This is a genomic window from Candidatus Saccharibacteria bacterium (assembly GCA_016700375.1).
In the GTDB taxonomy this organism is placed as follows: Bacteria; Patescibacteriota; Saccharimonadia; order Saccharimonadales; family UBA4665; genus JAGXIT01.
Window position 1 is genome coordinate 815979 of the sequence record CP065016.1, and the last position, 23407, is coordinate 839385.

Annotated in this window: 17 protein-coding genes and 1 pseudogene; 12 read left to right on the forward strand and 6 right to left on the reverse strand. The window is 48.3% G+C overall.

What is annotated here, in order from left to right; all coding sequences use genetic code 11:
* The first annotated feature begins 5 nt into the window (after positions 1 to 5).
* The 5 genes and pseudogenes from IPP75_04305 (at position 6) to IPP75_04325 (ending at position 8799) form a co-directional block, all read left to right on the forward strand.
* Positions 6 to 869, forward strand: a complete 864-nt coding sequence (locus tag IPP75_04305; GenBank protein ID QQS69115.1) for a hypothetical protein — start codon at positions 6 to 8, stop codon at positions 867 to 869.
* Between the two features lie 73 nt (positions 870 to 942).
* Positions 943 to 2790 (forward strand): annotated as a pseudogene (locus tag IPP75_04310) (DUF87 domain-containing protein).
* 80 nt (positions 2791 to 2870) lie between these two features.
* Positions 2871 to 6032, forward strand: a complete 3162-nt coding sequence (locus IPP75_04315) for a peptidoglycan DD-metalloendopeptidase family protein (GenBank protein QQS69116.1) — start codon at positions 2871 to 2873, stop codon at positions 6030 to 6032.
* On the forward strand, positions 6029 to 7297 hold the full coding sequence (locus IPP75_04320; protein ID QQS69117.1) for a peptidoglycan DD-metalloendopeptidase family protein: 1269 nt from the start codon (positions 6029 to 6031) through the stop codon (positions 7295 to 7297). The genes IPP75_04315 and IPP75_04320 overlap by 4 nt, the downstream gene beginning before the upstream one ends.
* Before the next feature lie 119 nt (positions 7298 to 7416).
* Positions 7417 to 8799 (forward strand): hypothetical protein, encoded by a 1383-nt coding sequence (locus IPP75_04325; GenBank protein ID QQS69118.1) that lies wholly within the window; start codon positions 7417 to 7419, stop codon positions 8797 to 8799.
* Here the strand turns inward: IPP75_04325 and recF are convergent, their stop codons facing one another.
* The 3 genes from recF to dnaA form a co-directional block, all read right to left on the reverse strand.
* Positions 8800 to 9855, reverse strand: coding sequence for a DNA replication and repair protein RecF (gene recF / locus IPP75_04330; protein ID QQS69119.1), 1056 nt, complete (start codon positions 9853 to 9855; stop codon positions 8800 to 8802). It abuts the gene before it with no gap.
* Positions 9856 to 9875: 20 nt separating this feature from the next.
* Positions 9876 to 10967, reverse strand: coding sequence for a DNA polymerase III subunit beta (gene dnaN, locus IPP75_04335; GenBank protein ID QQS69120.1), 1092 nt, complete (start codon positions 10965 to 10967; stop codon positions 9876 to 9878).
* A 285-nt stretch (positions 10968 to 11252) separates the two neighbouring features.
* Entirely contained in the window at positions 11253 to 12644 is a 1392-nt protein-coding gene (gene dnaA, locus IPP75_04340) for a chromosomal replication initiator protein DnaA (GenBank protein ID QQS69121.1), read from the reverse strand.
* A gap of 276 nt (positions 12645 to 12920) precedes the next feature.
* On the opposite strand from dnaA, the gene rpmH reads away from it, so the two are divergent.
* The 6 genes from rpmH (at position 12921) to IPP75_04370 (ending at position 18526) form a co-directional block, all read left to right on the forward strand.
* A complete protein-coding gene (rpmH, locus tag IPP75_04345; GenBank protein QQS69122.1) occupies positions 12921 to 13058 on the forward strand; it encodes a 50S ribosomal protein L34 in 138 nt (45 codons plus the stop codon).
* 10 nt (positions 13059 to 13068) lie between these two features.
* Positions 13069 to 13452 (forward strand): ribonuclease P protein component, encoded by a 384-nt coding sequence (gene rnpA, locus IPP75_04350; GenBank protein QQS69123.1) that lies wholly within the window; start codon positions 13069 to 13071, stop codon positions 13450 to 13452.
* 1 nt (position 13453) lies between these two features.
* Positions 13454 to 14410, forward strand: coding sequence for a membrane protein insertase YidC (locus IPP75_04355; protein ID QQS69124.1), 957 nt, complete (start codon positions 13454 to 13456; stop codon positions 14408 to 14410).
* 2 nt (positions 14411 to 14412) lie between these two features.
* The gene (locus IPP75_04360) at positions 14413 to 14880 is read left to right on the forward strand and encodes a KH domain-containing protein (GenBank protein ID QQS69125.1); all 468 of its coding nucleotides are present in this window, start codon (positions 14413 to 14415) and stop codon (positions 14878 to 14880) included.
* A gap of 79 nt (positions 14881 to 14959) precedes the next feature.
* Positions 14960 to 17932: an SGNH/GDSL hydrolase family protein gene (locus tag IPP75_04365; protein ID QQS69126.1), complete on the forward strand. Its 2973-nt coding sequence runs from the start codon at positions 14960 to 14962 to the stop codon at positions 17930 to 17932.
* Between the two features lie 18 nt (positions 17933 to 17950).
* Positions 17951 to 18526, forward strand: coding sequence for a hypothetical protein (locus IPP75_04370; GenBank protein ID QQS69127.1), 576 nt, complete (start codon positions 17951 to 17953; stop codon positions 18524 to 18526).
* Here the strand turns inward: IPP75_04370 and IPP75_04375 are convergent.
* Entirely contained in the window at positions 18523 to 19614 is a 1092-nt protein-coding gene (locus IPP75_04375) for a glycosyltransferase family 4 protein (protein QQS69128.1), read from the reverse strand. The genes IPP75_04370 and IPP75_04375 overlap by 4 nt on opposite strands.
* 95 nt (positions 19615 to 19709) lie before the next feature.
* On the opposite strand from IPP75_04375, the gene gmd reads away from it, so the two are divergent.
* Positions 19710 to 20738, forward strand: a complete 1029-nt coding sequence (gene gmd / locus IPP75_04380) for a GDP-mannose 4,6-dehydratase (GenBank protein ID QQS70161.1) — start codon at positions 19710 to 19712, stop codon at positions 20736 to 20738.
* Between the two features lie 381 nt (positions 20739 to 21119).
* Here gmd and IPP75_04385 read toward each other — a convergent pair whose 3' ends face one another.
* Positions 21120 to 22361: an acyltransferase gene (locus IPP75_04385; GenBank protein ID QQS69129.1), complete on the reverse strand. Its 1242-nt coding sequence runs from the start codon at positions 22359 to 22361 to the stop codon at positions 21120 to 21122.
* A gap of 86 nt (positions 22362 to 22447) precedes the next feature.
* A complete protein-coding gene (locus IPP75_04390; GenBank protein ID QQS69130.1) occupies positions 22448 to 23386 on the reverse strand; it encodes a GDP-mannose 4,6-dehydratase in 939 nt (312 codons plus the stop codon).
* Positions 23387 to 23407: the final 21 nt, after the last annotated feature.

Genomic DNA, 23407 nt, shown 5'->3' on the forward strand with positions numbered 1-23407 from the left:
TAGGCATGGACCCAAACCAGCAAACATACGCAGCTCAGATGCCACAACAGGGCATGCCGACACCCCCCTATACGCCCCAGCCACCCGCGCCTGGCCAAATGCCACCGCCAGGCCAACCGGCAGCCGGTGTCGCCCTAAAAAGTAACCCTAATAGCACCCAAAACACGTTACAGATAGCAGAGATTCGCGACGGCATAGTCATCATGAACAATGGCAGCTATCGGGCGGTGGTTATGGTCAAAAGCATCAACTTTGACCTCATGAGCCCCCAGGAGCAAGAAGCAACCGAATACGCCTACCAGGGGTTCTTGAACTCGTTGTATTTCCCGATACAAATCTTCATACGCTCTCAGAAGGTAGATTTACAGCCGTACGTAGAAAAGCTTGATAAAATCCGCACCGAACACGATAACATGCTTCTCGCGCTTCTTATGGACGACTACATTGGCTACATAGACCAGCTGGCGCTCCAAACGAACATCATGGATAAGAAGTTTTATATCGCAGTTCCATATGAGCCCGCGGTAGGCCCAGACAAAGCGCTTACGCAAAGTAAAAACTTTTTCACTGGTTTTGTAGAACTCTTTAGCAAAAACGAGAATCATGTTGTTATTAACGAACCAGACCTTATGAAAGCAAAGGACGAGCTTAGGAATCGGGTTCAGGCCGTTCTTGGCGGGCTACAGCAGTGTGGCATTCAGGGCCTACCCCTAGACACCCAGGAGTTAATAGAGCTCTACTACGACACATACAACCCCGACACCGCCACCCGACAGCAACTGAAGAATTTCAACGATTTGACCGCAGAGGTTGTGCAAAAAGGTGAGGGCATGGCACCACAACAGCACCTACAAAGGGAGCTCGGGTGATGCCATATCCTTTTTTGGTGCTTATTTCCTTGCCGAGATTATTGTTCTCTGATGCAAGAGGAGCTTTTATCTAATGGGTTTCGGCAAGAAAAAACCAGCATTAGACCCCATTGCCCTTGCGCAAGCCCAGCAAGCCAAAGAACAGGCCGAGGTAAATGAAGCCTTTCGTAGAGGCATTACGGCGCTGCGAGATTTTATTGCACCCAGTAGTATTGAGTTTTTTAGTACCTACTTCCAGATTGGCACCCGCCTTGCGCGCACCTATTACGTTTACGGCTACCCGAGACAGATTTACACAGGCTGGTTAAGCGGATTGGTTAACCTCGACGAGGTGATGGATCTTTCCATTTATGTATACCCCGTGGAAAGTCAGGTTGTGCTTGAAAACCTCCGCAAGAAAGTCACTCAACTCGAAGCCGGTCTCCAAATTGATTCCGAGAAAGGTCGGGTGCGTGACCCTGCCAAACAGGCACAAATTCTGGATGCAGAAGAAATGCGCGACAAGCTTCAGGTGGGGGAGGAGCGATTCTTTCGATTTGGTTTGTACTTTACCATATACGCAGCAAGCCAAGATGAACTGGAGTTTGTCAGCCACAAGGTCGAGAGTATGCTCGGCCAGCAACTGGTGTATAGTAAGGCGGCAACCTCCCAGCAAGAACAGGGACTTAATAGCGTCGTACCGCAGATGGTTGACCAGTTACAAATACGTCGGAACATGAGTACGGGGGCAATTAGCACCAGTTTTCCGTTCACAAGCGCCGACCTTAGTCAAGACAACGGCATTCTATATGGCATAAATATGCACAATAGCGGCCTCGTTATTTTCGACCGGTTCAGTCTCGAAAACGGCAATTCTGTTGTGTTTGCAAAGTCCGGCGCAGGGAAAAGCTTTACAGTTAAGCTCGAGGCGCTGCGTAGCCTCATGTTTGGCACCGAAATCTTTATCGTTGACCCCGAAAACGAGTACGAACGCATGTGTGACGCTGTTGCGGGCGCGTACGTTCGCCTGAGCCTTAATTCTACAACACGAATTAACCCGTTCGACCTACCCCAGGTAGTGGATGGTGAGGAGGCAGACAATGCCCTCCGCTCAAACCTCATCACACTCCACGGACTCTTGCGCCTCATGATGGGTGGCGCTCAAGCCCAATTACTTGGGGGCAACGGAGCGCTCGCTCCAGCACTGTCTCCTACAGAAGAGGCGGACCTCGACGCGGCACTTATAGACACCTACGCGAAGGCTGGTATTACACAAGACCCCCTGACGCATTCTTCGGTGCCACCAACCATCGCTGACCTGTATGATACATTGCTTCATATGGGCGGTACCGGCCCCCAGCTTGCACAGCGACTCCGCAAATATACAAGCGGTACCTTCGCGGGCATCTTTAGCCAGCAGAGCAACATCAATATCAACAATCCATTGGTGGTCTTCAACATTCGCGACCTCGAAGACGAACTGCGACCAGTTGCTATGTACATTGTCCTAAACTACATCTGGAACAAAACGAAGAGCGACCAGAAGAAACGCATTCTTATTGTCGACGAGGCGTGGCAGCTGATGAAATACGAAGACAGTGCCAACTTCCTGTTTAGTCTTGCCAAACGAGCACGAAAGTACAATCTCGGCATCACCACTATCACGCAGGACGTCGAAGACTTCATGGGCTCCAGAATGGGGCGCGCCATTGTCGCAAACGCCAGCATGCAAATCCTCCTCAAACAATCAAGCAGCGCAGTAGATGTCCTTAGTGATGTGTTCAAACTAACCGACGAGGAAAAGAAGCGCCTTGGACAATTCCCGGTCGGCCAGGGGCTATTCTTCGCCGGCCAAAACCATGTGCATATACAGGTGGTAGCAAGCCCTACGGAAACAGGCCTCATTACAACGAATCCTCAACAAGTCCAAGCCATGAAGCAGGGCGACATGAGTCAGGCAAGCGGAACTATAGATCTTGAAAACCAATTGTACCCTGGGAGTACAAATAATTTGTCATAGTCATGGCACGAGACGAAGACCGCCAATACAAACCAAAGAGCCTGCAGACACTAGACAATCAAGACATGTCCCCGCAGCAACTTGAGGACCTCTACAACGCTCCGGCCGCTGACGACCTTGAGCGCAATTTTGCCATGCCTTCAGCGACACAGTCAGGGTCGGACATTGCAGACGAAAATGCCATCGATGACCTAGAAGACTCTTTTAATGGTCCCGATGCCAAAGAGTCTGGGTCGGCTAAGCTTGATTCTGCAAAAAATCTATCCGAAAAGGAGAGTCAGGGCGCGGATAAGCTAAATTACACCGGTACCGAAGCGGACGAGAAAGAAGCGTTGGACAAGAAAGACAAAAAATCGAAACTAAAAAAATCATTTCTTTCGCGGCGAAAAAAGGCAATGATGTTTGGTGGTTTTGGGGCGTTACTTGGAGGAGGTGGGATACTTGGTTTTTCAATGTTTCTGACACTCCAGTTTATACACATACCCCTAAACGTTCACGATGCATATAACGCTATCTCTAGGCGGGCTGTCGAAAAAATGGGTGACAATATATTCCATTATTATGTTGTGAAATATTTAGTACCCGGTATGGTAAAGAATGGCTGCACTACGACGCGCCGTACCAAGTCCTGCGCAGACGTAAGCGGAAAAACAAACATAGTTACTGCCAACTTCCGGGCTTGGCGCGACGCTAACATAGAAGGAAAACTCGCTGAAAAGGGTATCGAGATCCGGCTTGAAGCAACCTCGAAAGGAAACAAAGTGTTCTTGACTACGCCCGAAATTCGAGAAGGTGTCGAGCTTGGAACCTACACGGGAAAATCTCGTGATTTCGAAGATAAGGCATTTGCACAACTTCGTGGAAAAAAAGAGATTCACCGCGAGTTAAGCCGAACCATGTCCGCCCTGACCCTGAGAGATAGAATGTACATAAGGTTTATAGGCATGCCTTTGATTGACCGTAAGTATTCTCCCCGATATTGTATCGTCGCATGTGAAACAAGAAAGAAAATAAAAGCAACAAAGACCGAGCTCCTCTCTATAGCGAAGGGTCGTTTTATTGAACGAGTTATTACCCCCTTAAATACCTCTATCGGTCTCTCTTTAGAGTGCGCGCTCGATGGTTTCACGTGTGGCGACCTTGACAGCTCGGAAAGCACGGGAGAGAGGAGAACGAAATACCAAAAAGATCTTCAGTTAAGACTTGTGGATTTACAATCAAAATACGGTAAGGCTTCTATAGAAGAACTGAACAAGCAGGCCGATGAGATTCGCTCGAAGGGGGCAGTGGAATACCTCATAAAACAAATTGCGGGAGAGACCACCGCCAAAATAGCCGTGAAAGTAATTCCAGTAGTTGGGTGGATTGACCTTGGTGCTAGCTTGATTTCCGGCGCCCAAAAAGCAGCACCCACTATACTACACATGAACTACGTTATGAATGAGACGGCAATGGTTGGTACCGCTACAATGGCGCTAACTTATGCGAGCGAGCTGATGAGCGGATCCGCCGACCCCGCCACCCTCAATTCCTTTTCTCTTCTGTATGGAGCCGACGCATCGCGTGACCAGGGGGGAGGAAGCGCTCAAAGCAGCCCTTTATATGGCGCAATCATGGGCGGGGGTACCCAAAAACCGGTAGCCTCTCTTTTCCCCAGGGCATACGCAGAAAGCACCGCGACGAATGCCATGTGTGACGATGGCGAAGGGTATCCAGCAGGCGCACTTATTTGTCCGAATGTGGCAATCGGATCCCCCACTGGTACTCTTGCCTTTGTTACCAAGGTTGCTGTAGATGGAATTACAAACAACCCCTTTCTCGCATTTCCGGGTTTCGTCGCAAACGTATGGGTTAATATTAGGGACGGGATACTGAGTATTTTTTCTTTCATTGAAGAGCCTCTCTCTAAGCTTGTTGCGGCAATTACACCCCAGCAACTTACTGAAGTGCTAGAGTGGCTAAAAAACGAAGTGTTTGCAAAAATATTTGTCCTTGCCTCTACCCCAAACCAAAGCGGTGCACGGTATTTTGAGACAATGGTTGGCGGAATTAACATACTCACAAACTACACACGCCACTTTGGCCTCGGAGGAAAGGTTTTAAACTCAACACAAGTCAAGGCCTTATATAAGGCGGATGCCGAACAAAAACATTATGAATATTCTAAACTACCCTTGTATGCCAGGATGTTCAGCAAAGAGAACAGTAATTCTCTTGTGTCAAAAATAGCTATGAGCATCCCTAGTGGCTCTGGCGCGGCACAAAGTGGCCTAATTGCGTCCACATTAAACCCTTTACGTTCTTTAGCTAGTTCTATTGATGCGGTTACTTCTAGAGACGCTTCTGCGGCTGCAAAGTTGCCCGAAAAAGACCCATTTGGTATAACCCAATATGGTTACGCCGAGGATGACTCAATATTTATTGCTGACCCAGAAGCCTACTGGGAGTCGGCAAAGTGTGATGACCCCAATACTACTGTTACGTGGGGGAACTCAACGACGCGCATAAATGACATAAGTCAACTCCCCGAACACGACCAAACTAATCCATGCCTCTTGATCCGTGCTTCAGTCGCGACCAATGGCGGTCTGTATGATAAAAGCCTTCTCCCCAGTCCGCCCGCGACAAATACCGCTGTTACACTCGGAGGGGAGCTTGGTACTGTTGGGAACTTTACATTCCCGCTAAAAACCACTCAAACCAGAATCAAGACGGCGCAATATCAGGATGCAACCTATAAGCTGACTAAGTGGGCTTGGTGTTACACCAGTCAAACAAATTGTCACCACGACTATCCCGCAGCAGATATATTTGACAACCCAGGCACAGAGGTCGTGGCTGCCGTAGGGGGTACCGTAGTAAGATATAGACCAAAGCCATCGTGTTCCCCAGAGCGTGGGGGGTCTCCCAGTATACAAATTAAGGGTGATGACGGCAATTACTATTTTTATACTCATTTTCGAGGAGGCTCATTATTACAAAGCCAGGAGGGTGCTCGTATAGACCAGGGCCAAACCTTGGGTGTTATAGGTGAACCAGCCTGTGCACAGGGCACGCAACCACACGTTCACTTCCAGGCATACTCAAGCCCAATAACGGGTAATCCTACTTCTTCAAACGTGCAACCAATCCTCATAAAGGCGTTCGGGGCGTTGCCGCAATGAGGTCAATATACAGCAACCGCATAAAAAGCACCCTGACCATATTTGGATCGTTGATGGTACTCGGCAACGCTGTTATCGCCACCGCCGAACCACTTGATGGTGACGCTCTTGATATGGTTTTGATTGGTAGTGTATGGTATGAAAAAAACCAGGCACTCCTAGGCTGCCTTGCGGGTGGTGCCAACATACCAAATGGGACAAGCGAACAAAACGGGAAGGCTATTTTTGATTATCTTACACAACCAGGACGGCTAACGCCCGTACAGGCCTCGGGAGTCATCGGTAATATGATGGTAGAGTCAGGATTACTACCACAAAGAAAACAGGGTACGCAACCAAGTCAGATAACAACCGCGGAGGAGTTTCTTGCTAGTGGCTCTGGTGTGGGGTGGGGGCTGGTGCAGTGGACCCCTGGTTCGAAGTTTATTAACTCTATCGATCCTCAAACCAAAACTGCTGCTCATACCGTTGCGGAGGCAAACAATCTTGGCGTGCAGATAGCCTTCGTCTGGAGTCAGCTCGAGGGTAAAACTTCGATACCGGAAAAGGGGGCAGGGGATGATTTAAAACAACAAACCGACTTACGTGAAGCTGTTCTCGCATTCCAAGGGAATAAATTAGCAGGAGGGAAGTACATAGGATATGAACGGCCACTTGACCAGTCTGGCACTGTCAGTGCCCGCCTTTCCTACGCAATAGATGCGCTGAAAAAATATGGTTCAATCCCATCTACTAGCCCGTCCCCTGACTCAAGTTGTGGGGGTGGTGGGGGTTCGAGCGCTTTCCTAAACGGGAACTACAGCCTACCTGTTAAGAAAAAGTGGTTTGACCAACACCCAGAGTGGTTTTCAAAAGCGCACCACGACTACCCCGCCGCTGATATACCCGTTCCTTTAGGGGAAGAGGTCTATGCTGTAGCAGGCGGGAAAATTACATCGGCACCCGCTGGCACAGCCACAGGTGGTCTTGGTTATGGTGTTATAATCGACGTTGGGGGAGGGGTAACAATGCAGTATGGGCATGGTAGCGACGGTGGCTCAGTTCCTGGGGCAAAACAAGGGGACACGGTTAAAGCAGGTCAGCTAATAATGCACTCGGCAAGTACGGGGCATTCAACCGGTCCACATCTTCATCTTGGTATCAGAGTTAATGGTAAAGCGGTCTGTCCCCAAACCCTCCTGATGGCCATTGGGAGTGGCGCTAGCATACCAGATATTAAACAGCTGCCCACAGTCGGCTGTACATACGTCTGGGGGAAAAAGTAATGCGGCAAAAACAACAAATACAGCTATTGGCCGTTGGCATATTCGCTTGTTTGTTGTTTATGTGTATGTCTTGGGCCTGGGGACACTCATATGTGTACATTGTGAATGTGTCGGGAGGTATGCGAACATACAAAATCATTGGGGAGTCTGGGGCAACCACCTCCTTCAATTCATCGGACAAGATCATAAAGAGGGTCGTCAAGAACGACACATACCAGGTTGTGGTTCAGCAAGGTGCGAAGAACTTCTTTGCTATACAAAAGACTAGGGGTTTGTTGAGGACCACATCTATAAATGTATCGCTTGTTGCAGAAAAATCACGAAGTTTTGTTGGCAATAATCCATCCCCCTGCTCCTTCTATAATGGTGACGCGATGTTTTCTGCATCCTGCGATGACTCTGCGTACAGAATAGAGAAGCACTTGCCTGCATCTGGCTACACACCTTCTTATAGTTCATTATTGCCCACAAATAGTCTATTTGGGGATTTGGGCGGTGTTGCAATAACAAAATCGGGTGATGCTGTTGCTTTACTAAAAGATACTGAGGGTGTGGCGGGCTACTCACTGCAAAGAATTTCTCCGGAGTTAGTTGGTGCTGACCGTGTACGGATTGGTGCCCTTGATCCAAGCTATAGGTATGAGATGCGTCCTTATATGTCTGGTGTTCTGGTTTATGAAAGTACAAGGGCAGATTATTTCTATATCAATCCAGAAACCATGTCTTCCATCCGCCTCCGACCCGAGCCGCCCCACACTACTGGTCTCAGTCCAGCCAGTGTCCGTACACACAAAGACGATATTGCAATCTTATATACCGACACTACGGCGACTGAGAGCTTAAATCCAGAGAATGACATGACGGCTACAAAAGACCTCCCTGGCACATCCGAGGTTATCATATACGCCAATAATAAACAAAGGCATATCGTTTTGCCTAAAATATTCTCGACGGCAATAACCTGTGCACAGTATCGACTTTGTGCAATAAATTCGGTCGGCATGACGGTGTATGATGTCAAGGGTTCGGAACCAAAACAACTCTATACAATTCCTGGGATAGTCGACGTATTTGAAACCTCGTCGTCAAGCCTTCGTATAGTTTCCTCACTTGGTATTATGTCTTATGATCCGTTGCGTGATTCGGGTTCTTATGATTACACTTTTGGAGATTATCGCCTGTGTGGTTTTTCGCCTGCAGCAAATGATACGTATCTACTTTGCCTAATTGATACTCGTCAGGAAAAAATTGGACTACTTGTTGAGGAGAGGGAAACAACAGGTGTAGTTCCTATAGACAAGATTGTATTGAATGTATTGCGCTCTAAAGCCGTTTCGTCTGTGTCTGTATATAAAAATCTTGTTATTGTAACTCCGGAATATTATGACCAAATCTCTGGGCGAGCAATTGATGAGGCTAGTGTTAAAAAAAACCTAAAGGCTGTTATCGACAAGATGGCGTTCCCTAATGATTATACTGTGGTTAATAGTGCTGAATTGTAACTATTGCGTCCCTGTTGGAAAAATTGTGCTGGACGTAAAATGCTTCACTACAATATCCGCATCTGTTGTCGTAAGAAAGGTTTGAAAGTTTTGTAAGTGGCTTGTTAGTGACTGACGACGGGCGCCGTCGAGCTCACTAAAAACATCGTCCAGCAGCATAAGTGGTTTTTGGTTTCGGGTCCGTTCAAGTATTTGGGCTTCAAGTATTTTTAGCGCCAGTGTTGCTGTTCTCGATTCGCCGCGTGAGGCGGTTAGGGCGGCCGGCACGTTACCAAACCGTACTATGATGTCATCTCTATGAGGACCAAATGAGGTAAACCCTCGTGAGGTATCTGAGTGATAATTATCTTCAAGCACCCGCATAAGTTGCGATTCGTAGTCAACCCCCACTAAACGACTCTCGTAGCTAACACCTATCTTTGTGTCGGTTGCCGCAAGCTGTTTATAGGTGTCCTGTATGTGGGTCGAGAGTTCGTCAACGAGCTCGCGCCGTGCACGGTAAATAACCGCCCCGAGCTCGCTGAGCCGCAGGTTCCATGGAAAAAACTCTTGTTTCGTTGTGTGTGGTGTTTTTAAGAGTGTGTTTCTCTGGGCGAGCACCCTTTTGTAGTTTTTACGAAACACGTTATAGCCAGGTTTTATTTGTTCAAGAATATCGTCTAGGTACATTCTTCTTCCCTCGGGGGGTCCTTGTAGCAGCATGAGGTGATTTGGTTCAAATAGAACAATTGGTATTTTTTGTTTCTCTGGCAGACGTGAGTATGTTTTGGCGCCCACGGTGTATGTTTTTTGGAGCAGGGCGCCTTTCTTGAGAATAATACTTCTTTCCTGTGTGCCGTCGACAACACCGTCAATTCTTGACCAATCAGCACCAAATGCCACCAAGTCATTATCTCCAACCCTATATGACCCCGCGCGCGCCAAGACGAGTAGGGCTTCAAGTAGATTTGTTTTGCCGCTTCCGTTTGGTCCGACAATTATATTTACGCCATCACCAAACTCAAAAGCACTGTCCGCATAAGACCGAAAATGTTGCAGCCGAACATTCGATATCATGCGGTCAGTATAGCCTACGCCTAGCTTTTTAGGGGCATGATAATGTGTGTGTAGTCATCGCTGCCCGGGTCAGACAAAAGAACCGCTTCGACTTTGCCGTTAAACCCTAAATACACCTCTTTGCCTTCCATTGCCTGAAGCGCTTCGAGTAAGTAGCGCGAGTTGAGGGTAATAGAACCCGTGCCTTTTGTTTTAACAGAGGCAGTCGCGTTGTTTTCACCAAGTTGTGAGGCAACCGCACGAACCCATATACTTTGGCTCGCCTCGTCCACACTAAGCACAACACTCCCGGCACTCTCACGCGCGAATAAACTCGTTACTTTGACTATATTAATAAGCTCTGCTCGCGACAAGGTTGTTCCCACAGCAAATGATGTTGGGATTAGTTTTCGGTAATCTGGGTACGTACCCTCTATAAGCCTAGCCACAACCTCAACGTCACCAACCCGAAACAGTGCCTGTTGGTCATCGCAAACAACAGTCACATCTTCAGCCTGGTCATTAATAACTCGAAGCACATCCTGAAAGGCAGAGGCGGGAATGAGAAGGTTTACGTCTTGTTTTGTGTTATTGAGCCGCTTTTCGGCTAACCGGTAACTGTCTGTTGCCGCAAAATACAAAACCCCTTCAATGGAACGAACATATACACCGGTTAGGACCGGCCGACTCTCGTCTCCTGAAGCGGCAAATAAAACCTGGTGAAGGGTTTGTTTGAGTAGGGGTGCGGGCACTGTCCATGTGCTACCTTTTTCTATTGCTGGCATTACAGGAAACTCTTCTGCACTAACACCATTTATAACTGATTTATATTGCTCGGCTGTTATTTTTAGCCGTTGGTCGTCTTGTTCGAGCTCTATCACACCACTCGGTAGCCCTGCGACGAGTTCTTGGAAAAGTCGTGCCGGCACCGTAAGACTTCCTTCTTCCTGCACCTGCGCACCGATTGTGCTAGAGATTGCAATATCAAGGTTTGTTGTTGCAAGCTTCAGCCGATTGTCTTCTATAGAAAGAAGTACATTTGCGAGAATGGGTAGTGTTGAGCGTGTGTTTGCAACGCGAGCAACATAGTTAAGTGCTTTTGTAAGGTTTTCTTGAGTTACCTTTAGTTTCATATGGCTACCTTTCCACACAACGAACTAATGAAAAAATTATTTTTATACCAAGAAGTAGTTATTATTAGGGATGTGGAAAATGAGGAAAAACCAAGAATAACAGAGGGAAAATAAACTCTAACCTTGTGGATAGTGCTGCCCAAAACACAAGGTCTGAACTGAGCATAAAGGCCTGTACTATACCCAGTCGACACTAAACCTACCAACGCCGTGTGTGTAAAACCAAGAAAGCGAAGCATAGTATCCACAAAGCGCCCACAACCAATCCACAACCCACAAACAAACCTAAGCATATAGGCGCTCCTTAATTTCGGCTAAAGCCGTACGAATAGACGGGTCAAAATCAGTTTCTTTCTCTATTTTTTCTACAGAATGGATTGCTGTTGTATGGTCTTTTCTGCCTAGCTCCAACGCTATCTTTGGGAAGCTCAAATGGAGTTCGCTACGAAGAAGGTACATCGCAACTTGCCTAGGAACCACAATGTCTTTATCTCGTTTTGGTCCCATAATATCCTCGAGTGGTATTTGGTAGTATTTGGCGCAGCGCTCAACGATTTGCCGGGCGCTCAGATGCTTAGGTCGGCTTTTTGAAGAACCCAGTAAGCCACTCACAATCGCAAGGTTTGGTGAAAGGTCGCGCATTTCACAAAACGCGAGGACTTGATTGAGTGCGCCCTCTAACTCCCGAATATTTGTCTGAAACTGTGTTGAAAGGTATTCAACGACATCGCTTGGCAAAACAGTGTTTTTTTCCTCGGCCTTAGACTGGATGATGGCACAGCGGGTTTCGAAGTCGGGGTTTTGCATATCTATACTCATGCCCCATACAAAGCGACTCCGCAGTCGCTCTTCAAGCGTCGGAATCTCGCGGGGTGGTTTGTCGCTACTAATAATTATCTGCTTATTTGCCTGGTGGAGCGCGTTAAAGGTGTGAAAAAACTCCTCTTGTATTTTTTCTTTACCTGCTAAAAACTGTACATCATCAACAATCAGAACATCTGCGCTTCTATAGTAGTCAGCAAAGTCGGTATTTTTTTTGAACCGGAGCGCATCTACAAACTCTTGCACAAACTGTTCGCTCGACACATACACAACGTGTGAGCCTGGGCGGTTTGCGAGTACGGCGGTTCCGACCGCCTGGATGAGGTGGGTTTTCCCGATTCCCGCGCCGCCATATAAAAACAAAGGATTATATTTTTTCCCGGGGTCAGCGGCAACCGCTTGGCAGGCCGCATATGCGAGTTCATTACCAGACCCGACAATGAAGTTCTCGAACCGATATTTCTCGTTAAGGCCCTGGCGGTAAGTATGCGTGAGGGGGCTTGCGGTTCGGTGTTGCCCATTGCCTGGGCTGGGAACCATCCGGGCTTTTTCTATTTGTTGAAATACTGCCCGTTCGTCTGTCTCGCGAGACCGGGGTGCACTAGCTTGGATTTTAAATACAATCCCAGATGTGTGGACGTCATTTTTTTCTAACGAAGCCGATATGACATCGGCATACTTTCGTTCGAGTTGCTGTTTGATAAACACATTCTGCACTCCAATGGTTGCGACTCCATCAGCAAAATCAATCAGTCGGGTATTTTTAAACCAGGTGACGTAATTTGCTCGCGAAAGAGAAATTTCTATGTCACCCAAAACAGTTTGCCACAGCCGGTCATAATCGACAGCATTCATACGGTACGCTCCACGTTTCTTAGGTAAACTATACTGAAGGAGACGAAAGTTTTCCACAACTTTTTCTACAACTATTTTGTCAAGCAGAAAAAGAGTCCCAAGGGGTAGTATTTATCCACAGCCCAGGCTAACACCGTAGCTTCTGTGGAAAATGTTGGGAAAAGGGGGATAACTTTGCTATACTATGGCAAGAATAGCAAATATATAAGGCTATGGCGCGCTGGGCGACCGGGCCGTGCTATACTATATGTCAGCTAATAACATTAGGAAGAGACCATGCCAAAACGAACCTACCAACCAAAAAAACGACACCGCGCCAAAGAGCACGGTTTTATAAAAAGAATGGCCTCGCGAGCGGGCCGCGCAGTGCTAAAGCGCCGCCGCAACAAGGGCCGCGCACAACTTACTCGATAACTTACTTCACATGCTGCGCAAAGAGAATCGTTTTCATGGTTCCAGGGGTGTGCGGCTAACGTATCGCGGTAAACAAGTTCGCGGAAGGCTTTTATCGCTGCGCTACAGCAAAAGAAGCGAAGCGGGATACCGGGTTGTTGTGGTGGTTAGTCGCAAGGTCAGCAAGTCGGCGGTTATACGAAACCGAATTCGTCGGCGCGTGTACGAGCTGGTGCGTTCACAGTTTCAGGGCGCAGTGGAGGGGTACGATTTCGTACTCAGTGTCTACGACATCTCCCTAGCCACAATGACGCCACCCAAGTTACGCAGTGAGCTTCAGGGGGTGTTGTCAAAAGCACTGCCGGCGCGGTTTACCCGAGAAGAACGTGGTATAGTAGAGGGGCAAAAGGAGTAGTATGTTTACGGATTTTGTTGTCCAGCCCATTTTTAATTTGCTCGTACTTATTTATGCGATTATACCCGGGCACAATTTTGGTTTAGCAATCATAGTATTTACCGTGGTTATTAGGCTCTTTATGTGGCCGCTCGTAAAGAAGCAGCTAAGGCAGACGAAGATAACTCGCCAGCTTCAGCCAGAGCTCAAGCGCATCAAAAAAGAGGCGAAGGGTGACCGACAGCGTGAAGCTCAGATGATGATGGAGTTGTACAAAGAGCGCGGTGTTAACCCATTTGGTGCATTTCCAACGCTGATTGTCCAAATGATTGTACTCATAGGGCTATACATGGGCCTCATTAAGGTCATAAAAGACCCTAACCAAATTGTGCAGTTTGCGTATGCGCCGCTGCAAAACCTACCCTGGATGGAGCACTTGGCTGGCAATATTAAGGCCTTCGATAACTCGCTCTTTGGTGTTATTGACCTTTCCAAGGTTGCTATCAACAGCCAAGGTACGTATGTTCCGGCGCTCGTTCTTGTGCTGCTCAGTGCCGGCATACAGTTCCTTACCAGCCGCCAGCTAATGCCGACAGACAAAGAGGCGCGAAAGCTCCGACATATTTTGAAAGCTGCAGGCGACGGTCAACAGGCCGACCAGGCAGAAGTAAGCGCCGCTGTCGGGCGAAGCATGCAGTACGTTATTCCTTTTATGGTGTTTTTCTTTACCATCAACCTCGCGGCCGCCCTTAGTCTGTACTGGTTCACTGGCGGTGTGGTGGCGTATTTGCAGCAGAAAAAGGCGCTCGAAGATGATGCCGAGCAGCTTGTTGAGGCGGCCGAGTCTGACAAGCCGCTTAAAACCGAGCGCGGCAGTAAAATATCCTATTCATCTACCCCTGAAGCAGAAATAGTTACTACAACCACAAAACAAATACGCACAAAAACCTCCAAAAAGTCTAAGAAGAAACGGAGGTAACCATGAATAATGACGTTGAAGCGGCAATCCAGTACGCCAAGAAGTACCTGGAAGATTTGTTGTCGTTTTACGGCCTAAACACGGACGTGTACGCGACCACAGAGGACAATGAAGTAATAGAGCTAAACATACCATCTACCCACCTCAATGGCTTCTTGATTGGCCAGCGCGGTGAAACCATGCGCTCTATGCAGTTTTTGGTCAGCAGCGCACTCAAGAACCAAAACTATACGTTGTGTCGGGTAAATGTAGACGTTGCCGAGTACAAGAAGCAACGCGCCGACCGCCTCGCCGAGACCGTAGAGGGGTGGGTAAAGAAAGTGAAAGAAACAGGCGAGTCGTTTGAGGTAAAGCCCATGAACGCCGCCGACCGCCGCACCGTACACAGGGTGGCGTCCGAGGCAGGACTAGCTAGCGACTCTGTTGGCGAGGGCCGTGACCGTCACATTGTCCTCAAACTCGCCGATTAGTAAACTACAAACACAAGCAATATAGCAATATTGCATCAAACAGTACAATAGGATATAATCGCAATAAAGCGAGTTTCCTATGGGACGAACGAATAAACTCTGGTCAACAACTTTATGTCTCGTCGCGCTAGTAATGGGCGGGGGAGTGGTGTGGGCTGCATCACCGCGTACAGCGTGGCTTAGCGCGGCCGAGCCAATAATTGAAAAGGTCGCTGAGCTCCCAGAAAATCTAGAACCGCCAAGTCTAAACCACGACTGCACGCCGACGCAGCTTCCGAACGGGTCAAGCACGATAGATTCCTGTGCATATAAAACGCCCATAGGCACCATTGCTGGTGGTATGCTGCTCGATGGGCCAAAGGGCACCTACCCGTACGACCAGTTTTACGGCGGTTTTATTTTGCCCAGTATTCCAAACCGACCCAACACAATCGTGACCTCAACCATATCGAACGGAGTTAACGCAATCCGTCTTGGCGCCTATGACCCAGCCCAACTAAAATTTGCCGAATACTACGGGGGTAAAAAAGTGTACGAGTACAGAGGACAGCCAAGCACAACTATTAAAATACCAGGTGACTCGGGCGCGCTGAGCTTCAATGCATCGGGTGTTGCCTATTCAAGCAACGGTGATTGGTTGGTGGGGGTTGTGAGGGGCAAAGGTATATTTCGCTACGACCTTACAGCGCTTCAAGGGAAGCTGATTGCGTGGGATGCGGCTTCGTACACGTATGGTTTTGGGTATAAGAACACGAATAATTTGGCCGTCAGCGATGATGGTCGATTTGTGGCAATAACCTTTTCGGTTCCAAATGGAAGCAGCTCGAGACCATCACTGCGGGTGTATGATACGCAAGCCTGCCGAGACCAGTACCCAAACTTCCTTGAACCAACGAAACACAACGGCTGTGAGTACAAAGACTACTGGACCGGTGAATACCGCACGGGGAACACACGGGGCATACGAGACGTGCTGCCAACGGCTGAATATCCGCGCCGGGTTCGCTTTACTGGCATCGATACGCTGACGTTTGACACTATTTACGACCGCACCGGTCCGAGCGCATACAAAGTTGCGCGCTATAGTCTCCGTGTGCCAACCACCACCAGTCGCGAGTACGTCAGCGTGCTTGGCATGGGCGACTCATACATTTCTGGTGAAGGTGCCGCAGGTACCTACTCTGCTGGTACAGATACGAAACAGAACAAATGCCACCTTTCGTGGTTCTCCTACCCGTACCGTGCGGGCGCCCAAGCCTTCCAATACGGCCACTCCGTCGCCTGCTCCGGCGCAACGATGTTTGACGTATCGATGGCCGCCGGGGACCCAGAAACAGACCCAGAGAAGAAGGTTACGAGAGAGGACGACTACTTGGGGCAAGTAATCAATAAAAAAAGGTGGGAAGAGCGTAACCAAGTAAACACTATCAAGAGTTTTTCTCCAGGCTATGCTCAGCAAGTAGTATTTGCTCGCGAATACAAACCTCGCACCATCTTGCTTTCGGTCGGTGGCAACGATGTTGCATTTGCAAAAATACTCGCCACCTGCGTTGCGGGGGAAGTGGCCGGCACGTGCTACCACTACTACGAAGACCGCGTACAACTCATGGAACAAATACTCGGTCAGTATGAGCGACTTGTGAAAACCTACAAAAGTGTACTCGCTGAAAGTGGCGGAGCGCGGGTGTATGTAGTGGGCTATCCCCAAATACTGAAAGAGGGCGGCGCTTGTGGAGCAAATGTTCACTTCAACGCCGCCGAAGTGCAATTTGGAGCGCGCTTAATCACCTACCTCAATAGTGTTATCAAGCGAGCTGCTGCCGAAGCAGGGGTGTACTATGTCGATACCGAGAGTGCACTAAACGGCTATAGACTCTGTGAGGCTCCAAAAAACAATGCTGGAGTGAACGGCCTGACGACGGGAGATGACAAGGGTGTTAAGGTGCAGGCGCATGCAGGTGGCAAAACATATTCAAAGACCATAGGCATTGGGAATGAAAGCTACCATCCCACAGCCTTAGGTCATAGGCTGCTCGCGCAACGAGTCATCTCGAGCACGACTAACCTAACGGCCCCAATGCCTGCGCCGAAAGCTAACAACAAACCAAGCCTAGACTATACAAGCTCGCTCCTGAAAGATGTTGAACACGCTCCAGAACAACAGCGCCACAGAGAAGCAATAAAGTGGTCAGACGCAGGCGATATAAGCGTATTGCTCAAAAACAGTCCGTACAAAACGAACGCGCCAAAGGGAACGATTAAACAGGGCACCTCAATTAAAGGTGTTCTGCGTTCTAACCCCGTGACACTATTTGAGGGTATCTACGATGAAACAAAAGGTTTTGTATTCACTATTCCAGATTATATCCCCGTTGGGCTACATACTTTCGATATATATGGCGTGACGCCTAACGGGGACCCTATTGACTTACGTGAAGTGGTATATGTGGCGGAAGAGACAGATGACTTTGACGGAGATGGAACACCAAACGAGCAAGAAGCGTGCGTTCTGGTAGGCTCACTCGGGATTGACCAGGACAACGATGGTGCGGACGATGCCTGTGATAGCGAGCTGCGAGACATATCCATAAACGATTCAGTGCCCGAGCTTCCCTCGAGAAGTCCAATCGCGTTTGATCCCGACGAAAATACCGGTACACCTGGTGGTTCACAAAGTATCGTTGTGCCCTATATCCCACCCGAATACAATGCTAACGAGAACGATTCGTCACAACCAAAGACCACAGCTACTCGGCCGACAGGTTCGTCGAATAGCCTTACAAACACGAATAACCCCACTTCGACACAGCCAAACCCAAGCCTACCGCCATATTTCGGCTATGTTCTAACGCCCCCCGGCATTGACTTGCAAAACGGTACGGACGTCGCAGCTACGGCAGCTACAAACGTGCTCGGCAAAAAAACGGACATGCCCGAAAAGCCAAACAGACAAGCAACCAGAGGCGAAAATACCATAACGTTGATTGCTCTGGCTACGACTGCTTTCGTAACACTATTTGTATTGACGGTGTTTCGCAGTAGACGCGGCTAGCTGTTGTACAATAGCTATATGAAGAATCGAAAACGTAAAACCTCATACGCAAAACAATTCCAAAAATGGCAAAAAAACCTCGGACCTGCACGTAGTACTCTTTTGATATTGGTGATTATTATTGGTGCACTTATTGGGGTAAAACAAGTGCAAGTATACAGAGAAAGAACAACATATAAGTCAGCAGAAGGGCAGATTGAAGCACTAATAGACGATGTATCAAAGTTTGCCCCCACTAGCAAAGAGATGCGCAAATATTGTACCTATAGTTCGGAAAAATTTTCCAAGGGCAGCCTAGGCTGTGTTGTTATGGGCATAGTCACATTTGTTGGTACGCAAGAACAGCAAAACGCATTAATTTCGAAGATTAATTCCTCCAGAGAACAAATCCCATGGGAGTTTATGTATGACAATACCAAGAATCTCCTCAATCGCAATGAGCAATCTGGGGTTTTTGTCTATTCGTATAAAACACTGACATGCGGCTTAAGCTATGGCAATAAGTCCACAGACGGCACAGATACGAACTACGATAAAAACGTACTAGTTGTAAGTTACGATTGCACGGGCTCCGCGCTGAAAGAATACTACTAATTCCCGAGTGCCTTTTCGTAGACTTCTAGGGTTTGTTCCGCGGTGCGGCGCCAGGAGTATGTTGCCGCTTGTTCTCTGCCCTTTTTAATCAAATTGCTTCGAAGCGCTTCGTCGTACAGCACCTCGCCAATCTTGGCGGCCATGTCGCTAGTATCTAGGGGGTCAAAATAGTGTGCCGCCTCGCCGTACACTTCCGGCAAACACGTTGCGTTACTGCTAACCACGGGCGCACCGTGAACCATTGCCTCCAGTCCTGGTAACCCAAATCCCTCGCTCAAGCTCGGAAAGACATACGCAGCACAGTTTTCATACAGCCAGCGAAGCTGTCCCTCGCTCACAAAACCGGTAAATATCACGTTTTGTATGCCCTCACGCAGCACTCGCTCTTCGTGTCGCGCATAGTTCGCATCTTTCTTACCCGCGAGAACTAGCATAAGCTCAGGGTATGTTTTTTGCAGCACCACAAACGCATCAATTAATCGCCCCAAATTTTTGTGTGGCATGGGCTTGCCCGTGTACATTATGTATCGTTTGTTTTTTAGAGCGGCCAGCGGCTCTGCATTTTCACGAATTGCGTCGGCGGCGAGTGGAATAATGGTAAATTTGTTTGGCGAAACATGGGCAAAAGCTGCCACATCATCACGCACAAACTCGCTGTAAGAAATAAGGGCAGCGGATTTTTTTGCCACGCGCTTATTGAGCCATACGTAGACGCGTTGCTTGAGCCAAAACACCAACGCATTTTTGGCGGGGTTGCGGAACCGGGTGGTCGTGAGGTCATTCATGGTGGTAACAACGGTGCCACGGTAGAAGGCTGGCTGCTGAACCATGGGAAAATGAACAACATCGGGGTGTAGTTGGGCAATTTGATGAAGCAACCCGACTTGCTCGGCAAGTGTGAATTCTTTGTGCGGGCACACAATTTTTGTAAACCGAGAGTTGCTTGGGGTCCAGCCCGGTGCATCTTCCGGCTTAATGAGCACGCTATATGTATTGACAGTATCAACTTCCTGTAGGTAATGAAGCAGCCTTTCTATATATCGCCCCGTTGTTGTTCGTAACTCACGGGCATCTATTACTATTTTCATATGCCAAGTATAGACTATCTCCTATGCTTGCTACCACAGCTGCATGGGGGGTGGTATACTTTAGGGGTAGTAATAAAGAGGAGTTTGATGAAATCATGGCGAAAAAAGCGCTCATTACTGGCATAGCAGGACAAGACGGCGGGCATCTTGCAAAATTGCTGCACGAAAAAGGCTATGAAGTATACGGCGTTGTTCGAGGCCAAATGGAAGCAAGCCACCCGCGGTACAAAGCGCTGAAAGAGGAGATGCCCTACGCCGAACTTGTTATGGCAGACCTCCTTGATCTTTCTGCGCTGACACGTGCCGTGCAGACGATTCGCCCGGACGAAGTGTACAACCTAGCGGCCATCAGTCACGTGGGCTATTCATTCCGCGATCCAATTCTGACATGTGATGTCACCGGTAAGGGGGTTCTAAACATGCTTGAGGCAATCCGCCTGAGTGGCCTAGAAAAAACCACCCGTTTTTACCAAGCATCGACCTCTGAAATGTTTGGCGGTCTCGACTACAACCGTCCTGGGAAGGGCTACGATGAAGACTCTGCTTTTCACCCACGAAGCCCCTATGGTGTTGCGAAGCTGTATGGTCACTGGATAACCAAAAACTACCGTGAAAGTTACGGCATGCACGCGAGCTGCGGCATCTTGTTTAATCACGAAGGCGACCGCCGCGGCCCAGAGTTTGTGACGCGCAAGATTAGCCAGGCAGTTGCCCGCATAAAGACTGGCGGCCAAGAGTTCATTGAACTGGGGAATCTAGATAGCAAGCGTGACTGGGGCTACGCTGGTGATTACGTAGAAGGTATGTGGCGCATGCTGCAGCAGGATGCACCAGATGACTACGTGCTTGCTACCGGAGAAACCCACACCATTCGTGAGTTTTGCGAGCTCGCCTTTGCAGAAGTGGGCATAGATATTACGTGGCGAGGTGAGGCAGAAAAAACCGAAGGCGTTGACCAGAATGGTGTTGTCCGGGTAAGGGTAAACCCAGAATTTTACCGGCCGGCCGAGGTAGATATTTTACTCGGTAACCCAGCAAAAGCCGAAACAGTTCTAGGCTGGAAGCGCGCTGTTGATTTCCCGGGTCTTGTGCGACTAATGGTTACCCACGACCTTCAGGCCTAGGTGTATTCATCAACGCGGTATCACGAATTGCCGTTTTTTGCTCGGTGTCTAGGCTGATGGCGGCCGACGCGAGCGCAGTCTTTCCGATACCTTCTGCGACTATCTGCAACCCTTAGGCATAACTCGTAAAGTAGCTGACCTCAAAACCGCCTCCGTGGAACACTGGGTCGCGACGGCCCGTTTCTGCTATTGATTGTGTAGGCGTCATTGAGTATTAATTATACACATTTTTGCTAAAAAATCAATAAAAACATGCTAATTTCAAGGACTATATCCTCGATAATCTATTCGCGGCTCCGCCAGTCGGCGATGATGTCGCTGATGGTTGTATTGAACAGTACTTCAGGAAGTGAAAAGCAATAGTATAATGGTGCGCAGTAATCACTTCTTGGCCCATTCACCAATACGGTTTGCAAGTGCTATCGAGGGACGCTCGATGTAAATGTGCATAAAATGTGCAACGAAAAGAATAACGGGAAGGGTTGTGAGTAACGAGAGAAATGCTGAAGGCATGTACTCAAGGTGATTTCGGAAATAGACGAAAACAGTCGTCGTTAGGCTATAAAGTAAAATGAGGTGAACTGCGTAAACGGTGTAAGATATATTGCCGAGCCACGAAGCAACAGGGTTTTCGAGCAGTCGCCGTAGTCTATCCCAGCTCAACACAAGAATAATGATAATCACGCCAGCGATGAGCTGAAGTATGGTGCGGGATAGCAGAAGGTCGCCGTTACTCAGGGTGAGCATTTGCCAATATTTTCCCAAATTTGATCCCTCAAGCCCTACAATTGAAGGGTATGAACCGATAGCAAAAGCCAACAGAAGAGAACATATTTTATACGGCCAAGGCAGCATCGCAATTTTTCTGAATATTGCCGGAAAAGTGGCAAATATATCGGCAAGGATCATTCCAGCAATAAAACCAACGAAGTACGTATGGATAAAAGCTGCTATGGCGATGCTGTACAATAGCCATCGCCTTCGCATTCCCCTGCACATTGAAGCGAGCCCAAATATGATGAAAGACCCAAGTAGCTCATAGTAGATAGTCCAAAGCACGGGATTATACGTAGAACTTGCCTCTGCCTGTAATGTGAACGCGCCAATGAGTCCTTGCCAAATAGCTCCGATAAAACTTGGCGAAAAAGAAAAGTACGTATTTCCCGTCCAGGGTGAGTGTAGTATGGCGCTGTCTGTGGAGTTCGTGTAATATCCGAGCGACAAAATCGCGTAGCTCATAATAATCGAGAAGAATGCAACGGGCATAAGACGAAAATAGCGCTTGAAAGAAGCTGTGAATAACGAAGACTGTTTATTCTCAAAAAAACGAAGGCTGAGAACGAATCCGCTAAGGATAAAGAAAAGCGAAACAGCTAAGCTGCCGGAAAATAATGAGGCCAGTGGTGAGTGATAAAACCAGAAGTCGTAAGAACTGTGTGCGTATGCGGATCCTGCTCCGATTGCAGCAGGAAAAAATATACTGGCGAAATGCCATAAAATGACGCTGAACGCCGCGATACCTCTGACGCTATCCAGTGCGGTAATTTTTTTCGTATTTGTTGATGTTTTTTCGTCGGACTGTGTGGCGCTTCTTTTAAACCAAAGCTGGGAGACTGACTCCATTTTCATCTACTGTTTGCCCTCATTCTCCCACCTGCCAAATGCTGTCATGAGCATAGCACGACCGGGTAAAAAGAACCAGATTACGGCTAACTGCTATCCCTGTTGCGCCAGTCGGCGATGACATCAGCGATGGTCGTTTCGAGTGGTATTTCTGGCTGCCAGCCGGTATCGGTAGTAAGCTTTTCGTGACTGCCATATATGTCGGGCGTGTCGGACGGCCGCATACGGGCGGGGTCTTGTTCGACTGTTACGGCTGTGCTTGATTTTGAGACGATGAGGTCTAGCATTTCCTGTCCGCTGCGACTTGTGCCGGAGCATATGTTATATGTTTCCCCGGAGCGACCCTTCTCGAGCAGTAATCTGTACGCCCGAGCAATATCCCGTACGTCTGTATAATCACGCTTTGCCTCCAAGTTACCCACAAGAATTTTGTCTGCGCCGCCGCGTTCAATGTCAATCACCTGTTTTGCTAGGTCTGGAACGATAAATCCGAGGTTTTGACCCGGCCCTATGTGGTTAAATGGCCGGGCAATAACTACTTCAAAGCCACGCGTTTTGTAGTATTTGCCCATTTCTTCTTGACCAATTTTGCTGACAGCATAGGGGGAATTGGCAAGCACTGTCGAGTCTTCATAAATAGGCATTTCTGCATTTGGGTCATACAACGCGCCGCTACTAATGATGATAAACTTTGGTTTTACGTTTTGACGGGTGGCTTCTTCAAATAGGTTTACTTCCATCCCTATGTTAACAGCCACATACTGAAGCGGCTGTTCAAAAGATGGTCCGACTGCAGCAAGCCCAGCGAGATGAATAACACCGGTTACCCCTTGAAAATTAATCTTTGCAACTTCTTCGGGATTGTTTAGGTCCGCAACGATGTAATCGGTAAGGCCCAGGGGGTCTTTCATACCGGGTAGTTTCGGGCCACCGACCCCTACAACTTCATAGCCAGCATCTGCCAGCTCCTTTACAAGGTGGTTGCCTACGAATCCATTTGCACCTGTTACTAACACCTTACTCATAAGACCAGTATGACAGATGCA

Coding starts and splice junctions, on each gene's coding strand:
- rpmH (QQS69122.1), top strand. CDS start 12,921: ATGCCAAAACGAACCTACCAACCAAAAAAACGACACCGCGCCAAAGAG.
- rnpA (QQS69123.1), top strand. CDS start 13,069: ATGCTGCGCAAAGAGAATCGTTTTCATGGTTCCAGGGGTGTGCGGCTA.
- IPP75_04390 (QQS69130.1), bottom strand. CDS start 23,386: ATGAGTAAGGTGTTAGTAACAGGTGCAAATGGATTCGTAGGCAACCAC.
- dnaN (QQS69120.1), bottom strand. CDS start 10,967: ATGAAACTAAAGGTAACTCAAGAAAACCTTACAAAAGCACTTAACTAT.
- recF (QQS69119.1), bottom strand. CDS start 9,855: ATGATATCGAATGTTCGGCTGCAACATTTTCGGTCTTATGCGGACAGT.
- IPP75_04365 (QQS69126.1), top strand. CDS start 14,960: ATGGGACGAACGAATAAACTCTGGTCAACAACTTTATGTCTCGTCGCG.
- dnaA (QQS69121.1), bottom strand. CDS start 12,644: ATGAATGCTGTCGATTATGACCGGCTGTGGCAAACTGTTTTGGGTGAC.
- IPP75_04355 (QQS69124.1), top strand. CDS start 13,454: ATGTTTACGGATTTTGTTGTCCAGCCCATTTTTAATTTGCTCGTACTT.
- IPP75_04315 (QQS69116.1), top strand. CDS start 2,871: ATGGCACGAGACGAAGACCGCCAATACAAACCAAAGAGCCTGCAGACA.
- IPP75_04360 (QQS69125.1), top strand. CDS start 14,413: ATGAATAATGACGTTGAAGCGGCAATCCAGTACGCCAAGAAGTACCTG.
- IPP75_04320 (QQS69117.1), top strand. CDS start 6,029: ATGAGGTCAATATACAGCAACCGCATAAAAAGCACCCTGACCATATTT.
- IPP75_04385 (QQS69129.1), bottom strand. CDS start 22,361: ATGGAGTCAGTCTCCCAGCTTTGGTTTAAAAGAAGCGCCACACAGTCC.
- IPP75_04375 (QQS69128.1), bottom strand. CDS start 19,614: ATGAAAATAGTAATAGATGCCCGTGAGTTACGAACAACAACGGGGCGA.
- IPP75_04325 (QQS69118.1), top strand. CDS start 7,417: ATGCGAACATACAAAATCATTGGGGAGTCTGGGGCAACCACCTCCTTC.
- gmd (QQS70161.1), top strand. CDS start 19,710: ATGGCGAAAAAAGCGCTCATTACTGGCATAGCAGGACAAGACGGCGGG.
- IPP75_04305 (QQS69115.1), top strand. CDS start 6: ATGGACCCAAACCAGCAAACATACGCAGCTCAGATGCCACAACAGGGC.
- IPP75_04370 (QQS69127.1), top strand. CDS start 17,951: ATGAAGAATCGAAAACGTAAAACCTCATACGCAAAACAATTCCAAAAA.